15 protein-coding genes are annotated in these 16390 nt (G+C 64.2%); 4 read left to right on the top strand and 11 right to left on the bottom strand.

Annotated elements, in window-relative coordinates:
- Window positions 1-154: 154 nt before the first annotated feature.
- The 8 genes from ACREB4_RS07505 to urtA all read right to left on the bottom strand — a co-directional run bounded on the left by ACREB4_RS07505 (window position 155) and on the right by urtA (window position 8717).
- Window positions 155-1912: a methyl-accepting chemotaxis protein gene (locus tag ACREB4_RS07505; protein ID WP_431587590.1), complete on the bottom strand. Its 1758-nt coding sequence runs from the start codon at window positions 1910-1912 to the stop codon at window positions 155-157.
- A 180-nt stretch (window positions 1913-2092) separates the two neighbouring features.
- The gene (locus ACREB4_RS07500; RefSeq protein WP_431587589.1) at window positions 2093-2446 is read right to left on the bottom strand and encodes an FmdB family zinc ribbon protein; all 354 of its coding nucleotides are present in this window, start codon (window positions 2444-2446) and stop codon (window positions 2093-2095) included.
- A 26-nt stretch (window positions 2447-2472) separates the two neighbouring features.
- Window positions 2473-3702, bottom strand: a complete 1230-nt coding sequence (fmdA, locus tag ACREB4_RS07495) for a formamidase (RefSeq protein ID WP_431587588.1) — start codon at window positions 3700-3702, stop codon at window positions 2473-2475.
- A gap of 17 nt (window positions 3703-3719) precedes the next feature.
- On the bottom strand, window positions 3720-4409 hold the full coding sequence (gene urtE / locus ACREB4_RS07490) for an urea ABC transporter ATP-binding subunit UrtE (protein ID WP_431587587.1): 690 nt from the start codon (window positions 4407-4409) through the stop codon (window positions 3720-3722).
- Between the two features lie 32 nt (window positions 4410-4441).
- The gene (gene urtD, locus ACREB4_RS07485; RefSeq protein ID WP_431587586.1) at window positions 4442-5185 is read right to left on the bottom strand and encodes an ABC transporter ATP-binding protein; all 744 of its coding nucleotides are present in this window, start codon (window positions 5183-5185) and stop codon (window positions 4442-4444) included.
- 24 nt (window positions 5186-5209) lie between these two features.
- Window positions 5210-6418 (bottom strand): urea ABC transporter permease subunit UrtC, encoded by a 1209-nt coding sequence (gene urtC / locus ACREB4_RS07480; RefSeq protein WP_431587585.1) that lies wholly within the window; start codon window positions 6416-6418, stop codon window positions 5210-5212.
- Window positions 6419-6454: 36 nt separating this feature from the next.
- Window positions 6455-7369: an urea ABC transporter permease subunit UrtB gene (gene urtB, locus ACREB4_RS07475; RefSeq protein ID WP_431587584.1), complete on the bottom strand. Its 915-nt coding sequence runs from the start codon at window positions 7367-7369 to the stop codon at window positions 6455-6457.
- 91 nt (window positions 7370-7460) lie between these two features.
- Entirely contained in the window at window positions 7461-8717 is a 1257-nt protein-coding gene (gene urtA / locus ACREB4_RS07470) for an urea ABC transporter substrate-binding protein (RefSeq protein WP_431587583.1), read from the bottom strand.
- A 202-nt stretch (window positions 8718-8919) separates the two neighbouring features.
- On the opposite strand from urtA, the gene ACREB4_RS07465 reads away from it, so the two are divergent.
- Together ACREB4_RS07465 and ACREB4_RS07460 are read left to right on the top strand one after the other, a co-directional pair.
- Window positions 8920-12390, top strand: a complete 3471-nt coding sequence (locus ACREB4_RS07465) for a hybrid sensor histidine kinase/response regulator (protein WP_431587582.1) — start codon at window positions 8920-8922, stop codon at window positions 12388-12390.
- A complete protein-coding gene (locus tag ACREB4_RS07460; protein WP_431587581.1) occupies window positions 12374-12982 on the top strand; it encodes a response regulator transcription factor in 609 nt (202 codons plus the stop codon). The genes ACREB4_RS07465 and ACREB4_RS07460 overlap by 17 nt, the downstream gene beginning before the upstream one ends.
- A 15-nt stretch (window positions 12983-12997) precedes the next feature.
- Here the strand turns inward: ACREB4_RS07460 and ACREB4_RS07455 are convergent, their stop codons facing one another.
- From ACREB4_RS07455 to ACREB4_RS07445, 3 genes are read right to left on the bottom strand one after another with little or no spacing between them, the layout of a single operon-like run.
- Window positions 12998-13702: a flagellar basal body L-ring protein FlgH gene (locus ACREB4_RS07455; protein WP_431587580.1), complete on the bottom strand. Its 705-nt coding sequence runs from the start codon at window positions 13700-13702 to the stop codon at window positions 12998-13000.
- 4 nt (window positions 13703-13706) lie between these two features.
- The gene (locus ACREB4_RS07450; RefSeq protein ID WP_431587579.1) at window positions 13707-14267 is read right to left on the bottom strand and encodes a cell division protein FtsI; all 561 of its coding nucleotides are present in this window, start codon (window positions 14265-14267) and stop codon (window positions 13707-13709) included.
- A gap of 9 nt (window positions 14268-14276) precedes the next feature.
- A complete protein-coding gene (locus ACREB4_RS07445; protein ID WP_431587578.1) occupies window positions 14277-14633 on the bottom strand; it encodes a hypothetical protein in 357 nt (118 codons plus the stop codon).
- A 345-nt stretch (window positions 14634-14978) separates the two neighbouring features.
- Here ACREB4_RS07445 and ACREB4_RS07440 point away from each other — a divergent pair, with 345 nt between their 5' ends.
- Both ACREB4_RS07440 and ACREB4_RS07435 read left to right on the top strand, forming a co-directional pair.
- A complete protein-coding gene (locus ACREB4_RS07440) occupies window positions 14979-15698 on the top strand; it encodes a response regulator (RefSeq protein WP_431587577.1) in 720 nt (239 codons plus the stop codon).
- A gap of 68 nt (window positions 15699-15766) precedes the next feature.
- Window positions 15767-16390 carry a PEP-CTERM sorting domain-containing protein gene (locus tag ACREB4_RS07435; protein WP_431587576.1) on the top strand — a complete coding sequence of 208 codons (624 nt, stop codon included), beginning with the start codon at window positions 15767-15769 and terminating at the stop codon, window positions 16388-16390.

The raw sequence follows: 16390 nt of genomic DNA, 5'->3' as shown, positions 1-16390 counted from the left end.
CCGTTCGCCCTCGTCACTGTCGCACTTTGGACCCCTTCGAAGGCGGTCGAGCAGTACCCGAACCCGAAGGATGACTCAGCCCTCCACAACACCCGTCCTTTGAAGACCGCGGCTCACGCCGCGCCTTCTCATTGCGGTCAATGGAAGCGCCGGCTCAGAACGAAGTCCAATCGTCAGTCCCCGTCTTGGCACTGGCCAAGGCTGGTTCTTCAACAGCCTTGACAGAAGCCTCGCCCGACGACTTGGCCTTGAACGCCGGCCGGCTGACATTCTTAGCCCGGTTAGGCCCCCTGCGTTCGCCCGTAGGTGCATTCACCGCAGGCGAAGAAACGTAAGACGGCGCCACATGCCCATCGCCAGACAGCTTGAACACCGCCACGGCCTGCACCAGTTGCTGCGCCTGGCCCTTCAGGCTCTCGGCCGCCGCGGCGCTTTCTTCCACCAAGGCCGCGTTCTGCTGCGTCACCTGGTCCATCTGGCCCACCGCATTTCCCACTTGGGCGATGCCCGAGCTCTGTTCGATGCTGGCCGAGGTGATCTCGGCCACGATGTCGCTCACGCGCCTGATGGAGCCCACGATCTCGCCCATGGTCTTGCCAGCCTGGTCGACCAGCACCGTGCCTTGTTCCACCTGCTCGACACTGCGGCCGATCAGCGTTTTGATTTCCTTGGCGGCTTCAGCGCTGCGCTGGGCGAGGCTGCGCACTTCGCTGGCCACCACCGCGAAGCCGCGGCCTTGTTCGCCGGCGCGGGCGGCTTCCACCGCGGCGTTCAGCGCCAGGATGTTCGTCTGGAAGGCAATGCCATCGATCACGCCAATGATGTCGCCGATCTTGCGGCTGCTGTCGCTGATGCCTTGCATGGTGGTGACGACCTGGCCCACCACCTCACCGCCTTGGGCCGCCACGGCCGAGGCGCCCTGGGCCAGTTGATTGGCCTGCTTGGCGCTGTCGGTGTTGTTGCTCACCGTGGTACTGAGTTGCTCCATGGTGGCCGCCGTCTGCTGCAGCGCGCTGGCCTGCTCTTCGGTGCGCTGGCTCAGGTCTTGGTTGCCCTGGGCAATCTGGGCACTGGCCGTTGCCACGCTCTCAGAGTTGGCGCGCACGTTCGCCACCACACGGGCCAGTGCCGTCTGCATGGCGGCCATGCGCGCCATCGCACTGTGCGTGTCACCGGCAGGCACCGCGAGCGTCAGGCTCAGGTCACCGCTGGCGACGGCGTCGGCCGCCTGGACCAGGTCGTCGGGCTCACCACCCAGCGGCTTGGTGATGCTGCGGCTGATCAACAAGGCACCACCGACGGACAGCAACACGGCGCCCAGCATCACGGTGCCCAGCAGCCAGCGCACTTCCGCCACGACCACATCGCTGTCGTCGTAGGCCTTCTTTCCCAGTGCCACGTTCAGGTTGACGAGGTCGGTCAGCAGGTCGTCTGTTTTCTGGAACAGGGGCTGAACCTCGTCGAGCATCATCTTCATCGCGGCCGCGTCGTCACCGTCCAACGAGGTCTTGGCGGCCTTGCTGGCGGCGGCCAGGTAGGGCGGCCACGCCTCGTCCAGCTTGGCCAGCAGGCTGGTCTCCGCCGGCGTCAGTTGCGTCTTGCGGTACTTGTCCAGCAGCTCTTTCATCTTGGCCAGGTTTTTGTCCGCACCGGCCGCGATGCGTTTCATCACTTCCCGGTCGGGCTGGGCCACGTAGGTGAGCATGGCGCGGTGGTGGTAAATCGCCTCCATGTTGGCATTGGCGATGTCGGCAACCGGCACCAGGTTTTCGTCGTACATGCTGTTGACCATGTCGTTGATCCTGGACGACTGCGTCAGTCCAACGAGGCCAATGGCCAGGGTCAACAAGCCACTCATGAGGGCGAGCGCCAGCATCCTGCTGCTGATGCGGGCTTTGCGAAAGAACTCCATCACTGTCTCTCCGTCCACCGGGTTTGAACCAGACCATCCGGTCCACATGCGGCTCATTCATGCAGCACCGTGGTGGAAGCGGTGAGCGGAGCACTCTAATGGTGCGTTGCTTTTCGGCAGACCGTGGTGGAAGTTGAGGGAGTTCTGTCGCGCAATTTTGGCCTTTGAGGCCAGGGCCGCTCAGTGGCTGATCATCCAGGGCCGCTTCGACGGAAACGCCTTGTTTCCATTGGCGGCTGTCACCGTCGCGCTGCGGATTCCCTTGCTGGTTGAACAGCACCCGCACCCCGAAGGGTGGCTCAGCCGTCCATAGCTCCCATCCTTTGAAGAACGCGGCTCATGCCGCGCCTTCTCATTGCGGTCCATGGCCGTGCGCGTGTCGCTGCTCACGCAGGCCAGGCGCGGGGCTGTGGCGAACACGCGGCCCGAGGCGCTGCCGCATTCCGGGCAGGCGCACGGGTCATTGCGGGTCGAAAGGCTGCGGATGGCGTCGAAGCCCCCGCAGCTTGGGCAGTCGTACTCGTAAGTCGGCATGGGGGCTGTCTCCTGCTTCGTCCAGATCAGAGGTCTTGCGAGATGGGCATGTCGATGCTGCCGTCCAGCATCTTGATGGGCCCGGCCGCGGTCGGGTTGATGTCGAACTCGAAAATCTCGGTCGGCAACCACAAGGTGGCACAGGCGTTCGGTATGTCGACCACGCCGCTGATGTGGCCCTGCACGGGGGCGGTGCCCAGGATCGAATAAGCCTGTGCCTTGCTGTAGCCGAACTTGGTCAGGTACTCGATGGCGTTCAGGCAGGCCTGGCGGTAGGCCACGTGCACGTCCAGGTAGTGCTGCTTGCCGTATTCGTCCACCGAGATGCCTTCAAAGATCAGGTAATCCTTGTAGTTGGGCGTGATGGTGCTGGGCTTGAAGATCGGGTTCTTGATGCCGTACTTGGCCATGCCGCCCTTGATGATCGATACGCGCATGTGCACCCAGCCGGCCATCTCGATGGCGCCGCAGAAGGTGATTTCGCCATCGCCCTGGCTGAAGTGCAGGTCGCCCACGCTCAGGCCTGCGCCTTCCACGTACACGGGGAAGAAGACCTTGGAGCCGCGCGACAAATCCTTGATGTCGCAGTTGCCGCCGTGTTCACGCGGGGGCACGGTGCGGGCGCCTTCGGCCGCGATCTTGTCCTTGGTCGCGCCCGTGGCCTTGCCGGCGTGGGTGGTGGCCGCGAAGGGCGGGTTGGCCAGGGGGGGCACGCGGTCGGGCTGGGTGGCGATGAAGTCCACTTCGCGCTCGTTCCAGGTGGCCAGCATCTTGGGGTCGGGCAGGCAGCCGATCAGGCCGGGGTGGATCAGGCCGGCAAACTCCACGCCGGGGATGTGGCGGCTCTTGGTGAACATGCCGTTGAAATCCCAGATGGACTTCTGAGCCAGCGGGAAGTGCTCGGTCAAAAAGCCGCCGCCGTTCTTCTTGCTGAAGAAGCCGTTGAAGCCCCACAGGCTGTCTTGCTTGGCTCCGATGTCCAGCAGCTCGACCACCAGCAGGTCGCCAGGCTCGGCGCCCTTGACGCCCACCGGGCCCGACAAGAAGTGCACCGTGGTCAGGTCCACGTCGCGGATGTCGTCGGCGCTGTCGTTGTTCTTGATGTAGCCGCCGGTCCAGTCGTAGGTTTCCAGCACGAAGTCGTCGCCGGGGTTCACCCAGCAGGCCATCGGGATGTCCGGGTGCCAGCGGTTGTGGATGTTCTCGTTGCTGTAGGGCGATTCGTTGAGGTCGACTTTGATGAGGGTTTCAGGCATGGCTTGGCTCCTTTGACTTACACAGAGAGGTATTGCTTGATGCGCGCGACGTCGGTGTCGGCGCGGTCGGTTTCATGGACCAGGCGGCCGCCTTCGATCACGAAGAGGCGGTCGGCCACGTCCAGCGCGAAGGACAGCACTTGTTCTGACACGATGATCGTGATGTCGCGCATGCGGCGGATCTCGTTCAGGGCCTTGGCGATGTCTTTGATGATGGAAGGCTGGATGCCTTCGGTGGGCTCATCGAGCAGCAGCACCTTGGGGTTGGTGACGAGCGCGCGGGCAATGGCCAGTTGCTGCTGTTGCCCACCCGACAGGTTGCCGCCCTTGCGCGCGCGCATGTCGAACAGCACGGGGAAGAGCGCGTAGATTTCGTCGGGGATGCGCTTGTGCTTGGCGTTCTCCAGGCCGGTCTGGATGTTCTCTTCCACCGTCAGGGTGGGGAAGATCATGCGGCCCTGCGGCACGTAGGCGATGCCCTTGGCCACGCGGCGGTAGCTCTCGTCCTTGGTGACATCCAGCCCGCCCACTTCGACCTTGCCGGACTTGGTGGGCAGCACGCCCATCAGGCTCTTGAACAGCGTGGTCTTGCCCATGCCGTTGCGGCCCATGATGGCCACGGTTTCCTTGGACTTGGCCTCGAACGAGATGCCGTGCAGCGCCTCGCTCTGACCGTATGCGACAAACAGATCGTTGACTGCCAACATGGTGTTGATTCCTTAGCTTGTTCAGGCTTGGCTCAGTGGCCGAGGTAAACGTCGATGACCTTGGGGTCGTTCTGGACCTTGTCCATCGACCCTTCCGCCAGGATCTTTCCCTGGTGCATCACGGTCACCTTGTCGGCGATGCGCTTGACGAAATCCATGTCGTGCTCGATCACGATGAGCGAGCGGTTCTTGGCGATGCGTTGCAGCAGCTCGGCAGTCAGCTCGCGCTCGCGCACGCTCATGCCGGCGATGGGCTCGTCCAGCATCAGCAGCTCGGGGTCTTGCATCAAGAGCATGCCGATCTCCAGCCACTGCTTCTGGCCGTGCGACAGCAGGCCGGATTCGGTGTGCAGCTGCTCGGCCAGGCCGATCTCTTCGGCCACCGACTGGATGCGGGCCTTGACCTCATCGGTGCAGCTGAACGACAGGGCGCCGAACACGCTGCGGCCCCGCGGAAAGGACACCTCCAGGTTCTTGAAGACGCTGAGGTTTTCGTAGATGGAGGGCGTCTGGAACTTGCGGCCGATGCCGGCGCGCACGATCTTGTGCTCCTGCAGCTTGGTCATCTCTTTGTTCTTGAACTTGATGCTGCCGGTGCTGGCCTTGGTCTTGCCGCAGATCAAATCCAGCAAGGTGGTTTTGCCGGCGCCGTTGGGGCCGATGATGACGCGCAGCTCGCCGCGGTCCACGTACAGGGTCAGGCTGTCGATGGCCTTGAAGCCATCGAAGGACACGGTGAGGTCTTCCACCGCGAGGACGAAGTCTGTGTTGCTCATGGTTCAGTCGTTCCTTGTGGCGGGTCAGGCTTGCTGGTTGCTCATGCCGTTGGGCATGTGCGGGGTGGGCGTGGTGGCCTGGGGCACAGCGGCCACGGGCTTGGCATCGTCCGCATCGCGGGCCTTGCGGCGTGCCTTCTCGGCGGCCAGGTCCACGCGGCGCTTGGCGGCCCAGGGCTTGATCTTTTCTTCGTACAGGCCGGCCAGGCCGTTGGGGAAGGCCATCACCACGCCGATGAACAGCGCAGCCATCAGGAAGAGCCACAGGTCAGGGGCGGTCTCTGAGAAGTAGGTCTTGCCTGCGTTCACCAGCAAGGTGCCGTAGACCGCCCCCACCAGGCTCATGCGGCCACCCACGGCGGCGAAGATCACCATCTCGATCGAGGGCACGATGCCGACGAAGGAGGGCGACATGAAGCCCACCTGCAGTGCGAACATGGCGCCACCGATGGCCGAGATGCCGGCCGCCAGGCAAAAGGTGAAGACCTTGAACATCGACACGTCGTAGCCCGAGAAGCGCACGCGGTCTTCCTTGTCGCGCATGGCCAGCAGCAGGGTGCCCAGCTTGCTGGTCTGAACCCACTTGCACAACAGGATGCAGCCCAGCAGCAGGCCGGCGTTCACGAAGTAGAGGATGAACTTGGCGTGGTCGGTGCGGGTGTCCCAGCCCAGCACGGTCTTCAGGTCGGTCATGCCGTTGACGCCGCCGGTGTAGCCCTGCTGGCCGATGATCAGCACGGTCACGATCAAGGCCACGGCCTGCGTGATGATGGCGAAGTACACGCCACCCACGCGCCGCTTGAACATCGCGTAGCTGATGATGAAGGCCAGCAGCGTGGGCACCAGGATGATGGCGATCAGGGTGAGCGGCAAGCTTTGGAAGGGCTTCCAGAACAGCGGCAGGGCCGTGATCTGGTTCCAGTCCATGAAGTCGGGGATGCCGGGGGTGGACTGGATCTTGGTGGTGATGGGGTCAGAGGCTTCCAGCTTCAGGAACATGGCCATGCAGTAGCCACCCAGGCCGAAGAACACGCCCTGGCCCAGGCTCAGTGTGCCGCTCCAGCCCCACAGCATCACCAGGCCGATGGCCACGAAGCCGTAGGTCAGGTACTTGCCCACCAGGTTCAGGCGGAAGATGTCCATCGACAGCGGGAACACCACCAGGATCACCAGGGCCAGCAGCACGATGCTGCCCAGGCTGGAGGTTTTCAACCAGTTCATCAAACTCTTCATGGGGATCTACTCCGTCGTATCTCTGTCAGGCTGAAATCAGCGGCGAACCTTGGAGGCGAACAGGCCTTGCGGGCGGATCATCAGGATCAGCACGATCAAGGACAGCGTCAGCACCTTGGCCATGGAGCCTGTGATGAAGAACTCGGCGATGGACTGCGTCTGCGCGATGCCGAAGGCCGAGGCCACCGTGCCGAGCAGGCTGGCCGCGCCACCGAAGGTCACCACCAGGAAGGCGTCCACGATGTAGAGCGAGCCTGAAGTGGGGCCGGTGGAGCCGATGGTGGTGAAGGCCGCGCCCGCGATGCCGGCGATGCCGCAACCGATGGCGAAGGTGAGTCGATCAGTGCGGCTGGTGTTGATGCCAATGGCGTTGGCCATCATGCGGTTGGAGACCGAGGCGCGCACGCGCAGGCCCCAGCGCGACTTGTAGAGCGCGAGCATCACGCCGGCCGTGACCAGGGCGGTCAGGCCCATCACGAACATGCCGTTGATGGGGATGTCCAGGCCCTCTTTCGGGGCCCACGAACCCATCAGCCATTCGGGCAGGGTGGGGCTCACTTCTTTGGGGCCGATGAAGGTGCGGAAGCACTGCTGCATGCCCAGGCTCAAGCCCCAGGTGGCGAGCAGGGTGTCGAGCGGGCGCTTGTACAGGTGGCGGATCAGCGCCCATTCGGCCAGGTAGCCCGCCGCGAACGCGATGAAGAAGGCCAGGACGATGGCGCAGGGAAAGTAATAGGGAACGAAGCTGGGGTACTTGGTTTCAACGTAGCTGGACACCATGTAGATGGTGTAGGCGCCGATGGTCATGAACTCGCCGTGCGCGAGGTTGATCACGCCCATCTGGCCGAAGATGATGGCCAGGCCCAGGCCCATGAGCAGCAACACGGAAAACAGGCTGAGGCCTGCGAATCCCTGCATCACGCTGATGTTGAGTATTTCTGAAAGTGTCATCCCACGCTCCTGGCCGAACTCATCGAATCAAATGAAAAAACCCCTCGCCGGGCCGGCCGATACTGCTGGCCGGTGGCGAGGGGGTACTGCCTTACTGGTAGCCCTTGGGGAAGGGGTTGGGTTCGATCAACTCTTTCGACTCGGCCACGACCTTGAAGGTGCCATCGGGCTGGCCTTGGGCGATGCGGGCCTTGCTCCACAAGTGGTGGTTGTCGTGCAGCTTCACGTAGCCTTCGGGGGCGATCTTCAGTTCGATGCCCGGCGAGGCGGCCACGACCTTGTTCACGTCGAAGCTGCCGGCCTTCTCGACCGCGGCCTTCCACAGCCAGGGGCCGAGGTAGCCGGCTTGCGTCACGTCGCCGATCACCGATTTCGGGCCGTACTTGCCCTTGAACGCGGCCACGAACTTCTTGTTGTTGTCGTTGTCCAGCGATTGGAAGTACTTCATCGACGAGTAGAAGCCGGCGAAGTTTTCGCCACCCACGCCCAGCATTTCGTCCTCGGTCACCGACAGGGTCAGCAGGAACTGCTTGGCGCCCGTGATGCCGGCGGCCTTGAGCTGCTTGTAGAAGGCCACGTTCGAGCCACCCACCACGGCTGCGAAGATGCAATCGGGCTTGGCGACCTTGATCTTGTTGATCAGGGAGTTGAAGTTGGTGTTGCCCAAGGGGTAGTACTCTTCACCCACCACGCTGCCCAGCTTGCCGACGGATTCGATGTGCTTGCGCGCGATCTTCATCGAGGTGCGGGGCCAGATGTAGTCGGAGCCGACCAGGAAGAAGGTTTTGGCCTTCTTCTCTTTCGAGGCCCAGTCCAGGCCCCACAAGATTTGCTGCGTGGCTTCCTGGCCCGTGTAGATCACGTTCTTGGATTGCTCCAGGCCTTCGTAGAAGGTCGGGTAGTAGAGCAGGCCGTTTTCCTTTTCGAAGATGGGCAGCACGGCCTTGCGCGAGGCCGAGGTCCAGCAACCGAACACGGCGGCCACGTGGTCGTTGACCAGCAGCTTCTTCGACTTTTCAGCGAAGGTGGGCCAGTCGGAGGCGCCGTCTTCCTTGATGACCTTGATCTTGCGACCCAGGATGCCGCCCATGGCGTTGATCTGGTCGATGGCCAGTTGTTCGGCCTGGATCGAGCCGGTTTCCGAAATCGCCATGGTGCCGGTGGCGGAGTGCAACTGGCCCACGGTGACTTCGGTGTCGGTGATGGCCAGCTTCGTGGTGTTGATGGCTGACGTGGCGGGGGCGGCTCCATGGCTCAGCCCCGTCATGCCCACGAGGGGAAGGGCACCGATGCCTTGCAACAGGCGGCGGCGGTTTTGCTGATTGGAATCGTCACGGTCATTCGACATGGAAAAGCTCCTTGCGCACAAAAAAGGGACTACGGATGCCACGCCTTGGTGCATGCATGGTTTCGTGCATGCACTGTCGGTGTGACCATGTCCATCACAGTAAGCAAGGACCGGGCTTCCTTGAATACGTCATTCAACGTAGGCAGCGTGGTGGATCGCTTCTTGCAGAAGGGTTAAGGTCTCATTCCCACGGAGCCAGTCTGTGTCCGTTGCCCGGCAGAAGATCTTTCGCATCCGTCGTGACTACAACTCCTGGGTGGCCAACGAAACCCTGGAGGACTACGCCCTTCGCTACACGCCACGCACCTTCCGCAAGTGGTCGGAATTCCGCGTGGCGAACACGGCGTTCGGCGCGGTGTCTTTTTTGGCGCTGGAAGCCATTGGCGGCGCCATTGCGCTGAACTACGGCTTCTCGAACATGCTGTGGGCCACGCTGGTGGTGGGCCTGATCATCTTCATGACGGGCCTGCCCATCAGCTATTACGCGGCCAAGTACGGTCTGGACCTGGACCTGCTCACGCGCGGCGCGGGCTTCGGCTACCTGGGGTCCACGCTCACCTCGCTGATCTACGCCAGCTTCACCTTCATCTTCTTCGCGCTGGAGGCGGCCATCATGGCGCTCGCCTTGCAGATGGTGTTCGACTGGTCCTTGCCGGTGTGCTACCTGGCGTCGTCGCTGGTGATCGTGCCGCTGGTCACGCACGGCATCACGCTGATCTCTCGACTGCAGTTGTGGACGCAGCCCTTGTGGGCACTGATGTTCGTGTGCCCCTTCGTGTTCGTGGCCATCAAGCGGCCCGAGGCCTATGTCGAGTTCACCGGCATGGTGGGCCGCAGTTCGGCCAGCAGCGACTTCAGCCTGATGGCCTTTGGCATGGCGGCCACGGTGGTCTTCTCGCTCATCGTGCAGGTGGGCGAGCAGGTCGACTTTCTGCGCTTCTTGCCTGAGAAAACCAAAGAGAACCGCGTGCGCTGGTGGACGGCGGTGCTGGTGGCCGGCCCGGGCTGGATCGTGCCGGGCATGCTCAAGATGGTGGCGGGTGGCTTCCTGGCCTTCCTGGCCTTGCAGCACCACGTGCCGCCCCACCAGGCCATGGAGCCCACGCAGATGTACCTGGCGGCCTTTGGCGAGGTGTTCACCTCGCCCACCTGGGCGTTGGGCAGCATGGTGCTGTTCGTCATCGTGTCGCAGGTCAAGATCAACGTCACCAATGCCTACGCGGGCTCGCTGGCCTGGTCCAACTTCTTCGCGCGGCTCACGCACAGCCACCCGGGCCGCGTGGTCTGGCTGGTGTTCAACGTGGTGATCGCGGTCATGCTGATGACCTTGGGCGTGTTCGGCGCGCTGGAGCGCGTGCTGGGCCTGTACGGCAACGTGGCCATCGGCTGGGTGGGCGCGCTGGTGGCCGACCTGGTCATCAACAAGCCGCTGGGCTGGAGCCCCAAGCACATCGAGTTCAAGCGGGCCTACCTGTACGACCTGAACCCGGTCGGCCTGGGCGCCACCTTGCTGGCCACGGTGATGGCCTTCGCCGCGCACTCGGGCATGTTCGGCGACTTGGCCCGGGCGGGATCGCCCTTCATCGCCCTGGGCACCGCGCTGATCGCCTCGCCGCTGCTGGCCTGGACCACCCGGGGCCGCTACTACCTGGCCCGCCCCAACAAGACGCCTTGGGCGCCGGGGCAGATGGTGGCGTGCTCGGTGTGCGAGAACCCATTCGAATCCGAGGACATGGCCACCTGCCCGGCCTACGACGCCCCCATTTGCTCGCTGTGCTGCACGCTGGAGTCGCGTTGCCACGACCGGTGCAAGAGCCGCTCGCGGGCCGCCGAGCAGGTGTCCGATGCGCTCACGGCGGTGTTGCCGCTGCAACTGTCGCGGCGCATCAATTTCCGCGTGGGGCACTACCTGGTGGTGTTCTTGTCTTTGGCGGCCGTCCTGGCCATGGTGCTGGGCGTGGTGTATTACCAGGAGGGCGTGGTCAACCATGTGGTGGACGCCGTGAATGGTCCGGCCGTGGCCATGCTGGAAGGGCCTTTCGTCAAGGTCTATGCCTTGCTGCTGCTGGCCGCGGCCGTGTGCTCGTGGTGGGTGGTGCTGGCGTCTGAAAGCCGTCACCTGGCGCAGGACGAAAGCAACCGCCACAACCAGTTGCTGCAGCTGGAAATCGACGCCCACCGCCGCACCGATGCAGCCCTGCAAGCCGCCAAGGACCTGGCCGAAGCCGCCAACCAGGCCAAGACCCGCTACGTGACCGGCATGACGCACGAGTTGCGCACGCCGCTCAACAGCATCATGGGCTACGCGCAGATCTTGTTGAAGGACGAGCAACGCCAGGGTTCGGGCCGCGAAGCCTTGAACACCATCCAGCGCAGTGGCGAACACCTGATGGGCCTGATCGATGGCCTGCTGGACCTGGCCCGCATCGAAGCCGGCCGCCTGCGCCTGGACCCGGTGCCCTTGCCCTTCCGCGATTTCCTGGACGACGTGGTGCGCATGGTGCAGACGCAGACCGCCGCCAAGGGCCTGGACTTCGCCTTGGAGACCCGTGGCCGCGTGCCCGCCTGGGTGCATGCCGATGCCAAGCGCCTGCGCCAGATCCTGCTGAACCTGTTGAGCAACGCCGCGCGCTTCACCTACAAGGGCCGCATCACGCTGATGGTGGATGCGCGGCGCGAGGTGCTGCGCTTCGAGGTCATCGACACCGGCATCGGCATCGCGCCGCAAGACATCGACCGCATCTTCCTGCCCTTCGAGCGTGGCAGTGCCGGCCGCCGCAGCAGCGAGCCCGGCACCGGCCTGGGCCTGACCATCACGCACTTGCTGACCGAGTTGATGGGCGGCGAGCTCAGCGTGAAGAGCGAGCTGGGGGAGGGCAGCACTTTTACCGTGCGCATGTACCTGCGCGAGATCGCCGAGCCCGCCATGCCGCCCACCTCGGCGCTGGCCGCGCGCCCGCGCCACCTGCCCATCACCGGTTACCTGGGGGAGCGCCGCAGCCTGCTGGTGGTGGACGACCAACCATTGCAACGCCAGATGCTGGCCGGCATGCTGCTGCCACTGGGCTTCCACCTGCGCGAAGCTGCCAGCGGCCCGGAATGCCTGGAGAGCGTGCGCGAGGCCTGCCCCGACGCGGTGCTGCTCGACATCACCCTGGACGACATCGATGGCTGGCAGGTGGCCTGCCAGATCCGCGCCGCGGGCTTCACCGAGGTGCCCATCATCATGGTCTCGGCCAATGTGTTCGAGAACCGGCCCGAAAACTTGCAGGCCGCGCAATGCCAGGCCTTCGTGGCCAAGCCGGTGATCGAGTCGGAACTGCTGGACACCCTGGGCGAGCACCTCGCCATCGAGTGGAGCACCGAGCCCGCCGCCTTGCCTTTGCAGCACCTGCTGGGCCCGCGCAGCGGCGAGCTCGACGCCATCGGCGCGCCACGACTGACCGCCAGCGACCTGCCCGCCGAGGTCGTGGAAGAGCTGTGCCGCCTGGCCCGCATCGGCCACCTGCGCGCCCTGCGCCAGAAGCTGACGCAACTGGCCGAGCGCTACCCACAATGGCAAAGCGAGTGGGTGAGCCTGTCTCACCTGGCCGACCAATTCGAATTCGACACCCTGATCGAACGTTTGAACCCCGTGATTTCCGAGGATGCGCTGGATGAGCCCCAAGCCTGAACCCCACCTGGGCACCGTGCTGGTGGTGGACGATGCCGTCGACACCTTGCGCATGCTGTGCGATGCGCTGGCCAACGAGGGCTACACCGTGCTGGTGGCCCGCGATGGGCTGCAGGCCCTGGAACGCCTGTCGCTGATCCAGCCCGATGCCATCCTGCTGGACGCCGTGATGCCCGGCCTGTCGGGCTTCGAGACCTGCCGCCAGATCAAGGCGCATGAGGTGTGGTGCAAGATCCCGGTGATCTTCATGACGGGCCTGTCGGAGACGGCCGATGTGGTGGCCGGCTTCGATGCCGGTGGCGTGGACTACGTGGTCAAGCCCGTGCGCATCGAGGAAGTGCTGGCCCGCCTGGCCACGCACCTGCGCAACGCCTGGGGCACGCGCCCGCGCCTGGACCTGGCCGCGCTCACGCCACGGGAAACCGAGGTGTTGTCCTGGCTGGCCAAGGGCAAGACCAACCGCGACATTGCCGAGATCCTGGGCCTGAGCCACCGGACGGTGAACAAGCACCTGGAGCACATCTTCGAGAAGCTGGGCGTGGAAACGCGCGCCGCCGCGGCCGCGCTGGCCAGCCGCGCCGTGCTGGCTTGAAGGGCAGCGCCCGCATCACCAGATGACCAGGTTGTTGGTCAGGAAGCGCTGCAGCCAGTTGCGCGAGCCGGCGTCCGACACATCGCCCTGGCCGCCGACCTCGAAGCGGGCGTTGAGCACGTCTTCCGAGGCCACGATGTTGCCGGCCTTCACCGTCTTGGGGTTGACCACGCCGTGGAAGCGCAGGTTGCTGGTGCCGCCGTTGAGCGTGATGCTGCGCTCGCCGGCCACCATCAGGTGCCCGTTGGGCAGCACATTGATGACCGAGGCCGTGAGCAAGGCGTTCAGGCTGCCCGAGCTGTCGGTGGTGCCGGCGCCTTTGTAGGCGTCGCTGCCGCCCGCGCTGGCGTCGACGTTCAGCACCCGGTCGATGAAACCGCCGTTGGGGTTGGCGGTGCCGGGTCCTTTGGTGGCCACCTTGTTGTCACGGCTCGTGCTGGTGTTGACCTTGTTCGTGGCCGCGAATTTCTCGGCGATGTTGATTTTCAGGGTGTCGCCCACGGCCCGGGGTTTTCGGTCGCCCGAAAAAAGCGAGGTGGCGTCCATGCCGGGCTGGAACAGCGAGCCGGTGTTGATTTTCTCGATGTAGACCGGGGTTTCGTAGGGCGCGGCCGACATCGGCAGGTTGGAGAATGGCGACGTCGAACTGCAACCACCCAAGGTATTCAGACAAGGGAGGGCCATGGCGCAGATCATGAGCCGGCGGTGAGTCGTGTTCATGGAATTAATCCTTGGTATTTTCTTCGCCGGTGATCAAGGCCTGAACCACCGGGGCCAATTTGGCTCGGGTGCTGGCCCATTTTCCGACTCCGAATGGGCCGCCCGGGTCATAATGGCTGCTGGCCAATATCTGTTCGCTGCCATTCCACAAAGTCAGGGTGGCTTGCTGGATATAAGGTTTGTAGTCGCCCCCCAGCGGTGGAATATCCATCCCCGTGTAGGCGCTGTACCGCAGCCAGAATTTGCACAGGCCAGTGGCCGAGCGTGATTCATAAACCCGGCTTTCCACCCGCTGGGCTTTCAGTTCGATCTGCAGTGCCGGGACGATGTCGGGCACCTGGGTGTCGGGGTTGAACTCGATGCAGACGCTGCGCACCGGGGCATGCAGGTGGTAGACGGTGTTGATGGCCTTGCCCGGCGCGGCGGTGCTCACCGCCGCGCTGACCGTCGCGCCCGAGGCCTTGGCCAGCTCCCACAGGGGGTGGGGGCTGACCACCGAACAGGCCGTGAACAGCGGCGACGAGAGCAGCAAGGCGGCCAGCAGGGGCGTCGGGCGGACATTCATGGCCGTGCCTCAAACCAGCTTGTTGAAGGCGGTGACGCCCGCGATGACGGCGTGGCCCGCGCAGGTTTCGGCCGCGTCGATGGCGTCGCCCACGGCGTCGATGGCTTGGCCAACGAAGGACGTGGTGGCATGCACCGCGGCGTCGGCCGCGCGATAAGCATCGCGGGACACCTTGGCCAGTTCCGACAGCCCTTCCTGGCTGATGGCGCACACCGCGCTGCTGGTCGGCGCACTGGCCGCGGCGGCGGCCGACAGGGCGCTGGACATCATCGGGCCAAATGAACTTGAATCACTGGCCTGGCCGATGGCTTTATTCACGGAAGGCGGGGTATTGGGGCGCACGGAATAATGTTGGATGCCATTCATTTCAAACTCCGGTAAGTGATGAGGTGAATGAATCCTAGGTGCCGCGATATACCCCGTTCAGGCAATCTGGCCTTGGAAGTGGCGGTATTTGGCGGCCGCCTCACGGTGGTGGCGTGGACAGGTCATCCCGTTATCACAAACGGCGCCATGAGTCACGGCGACATCACCCCGCGTCACAATGTGATGAATTCATGTCGAGTTTGAAATAAAAACTGCGCTGATTCAGGGCGTGAAAATGTCATGAACCATATTGGCCGATGAACGGCTCCCACTTGGAGCTTATGGGCGGATCAAAACCCGGGGCCCATCCCTAGGATGCGGATTCCTTCCCAACGCAGTACCACGATGGAACACGATCGGCCTTGTCACCTGTACCTTGTGGAAGACGATCTCTCTTTGCAGGACATGATGTCCGACTACCTGCGCAAGCAGGGCTTCACCGTCACGGCCATGGTGCGCGCCGAAGAGATGCTGCAGCGCGTGTCCGAGTCGCGGCCCGACCTCATCCTCATGGACATTGGCCTGCCCGGCCTGGATGGGCTGGATGCCTGCCGGCGCCTGCGCGCCGCAGGCCACGATGTGCCCCTCATGCTGGTGACCGCGCGCAACGAGGAAATCGACCGCGTGCTGGGCCTGGAAATGGGGGCCGACGATTACCTCAGCAAGCCTTTTTCCACGCGCGAGTTGCTGGCCCGCGTCCGGGCCCTGTTGCGGCGGGCAGCGAGGCCGGCGCCGGTCGTGGCCGAATCGGGCGCGGGCGCGGATGCCGCCGTGCGCATTGGCGAGCACACCTTCATGGCCGCCTCGCGCAGCCTGCAGCGCGATGGTGAGATGCGCATCCTCAGCACGGTCGAATACGCCATCCTGGCCGAGTTGGTGCTCAACCCCCATGCCGCGATCACCCGCGAGCGCCTGCTGCAGGTCTCGCACCCCAGGTCGGACGATGTGATGCCACGCGCGGTCGACGCCTCCATCGTGCGTCTGCGCAAGGCGCTGGAGCCCGAGCCATCGCGCCCCCGCTACATCCAGACGGTTCGCGGCCATGGCTATGTCTTCGTCCCCTAGGGCATTGGGATTCACATCCCCGTGCGGCGAGGCTAGACTGCCGGTCACCATACCAACCGGGAGTACCCATGCGCATCATCCAGACCTTGTTGTCCACCGCGTTAATGGCCGGTGCCGCCACCCAGGCTCAGGCCGACCTGGCCTACACCTTTGACCAGGATGCCCAGGGCTTCACCGTCAACGAGCCGGCGGGGGTGCTGAGTCACCAATCCGCGGGTTACCTGCGCGTGCAGGACCTGACGGGCGACACCAATGTGTCCCTGCTTTTGCCCGGTTCGGCGCTGACGGGGGGTTGGTTGCCTTACCTCGGCGGCACCTTGTCGTTCGATGCCCGCCTGGAATCGGCCATCGACGCCTACTGGCCCGAGTTCGGCACCATCACCTTGTTCTCGACCCTGGGTTCCGTGGCGGTGGACGTGGCCGCTGGCGATGCGCCGGGCCTGGGCTGGGCCACCTATTCGGTCACGCTGGACGCGGCCAGTTGGAACACCACCCCCGAGATCCTGTCCACGGTGCTGGCCAATCTGCAGCAGGTGGACATCAGCCTGGAAGCCGGCAATGGCCCGATCGAGATCCTGCACATCGACAATGTGCGCCTCAGCAGCGCGGTGCCCGAGCCGACCAGCTGGGCCATGACGGGCATCGGCCTGCTGGCCCTGGGCTGGGCGCGTCGGCGCCGATCGGCCGCTTGA

Origin of the sequence: Aquabacterium sp. (assembly GCF_050725395.1) — a bacterium.
In the GTDB taxonomy this organism is placed as follows: domain Bacteria; phylum Pseudomonadota; class Gammaproteobacteria; order Burkholderiales; family Burkholderiaceae_C; genus Aquabacterium.
Note: the sequence above shows the minus strand (reverse complement) of the source record. Positions and strands in the feature narration are given on the sequence as shown.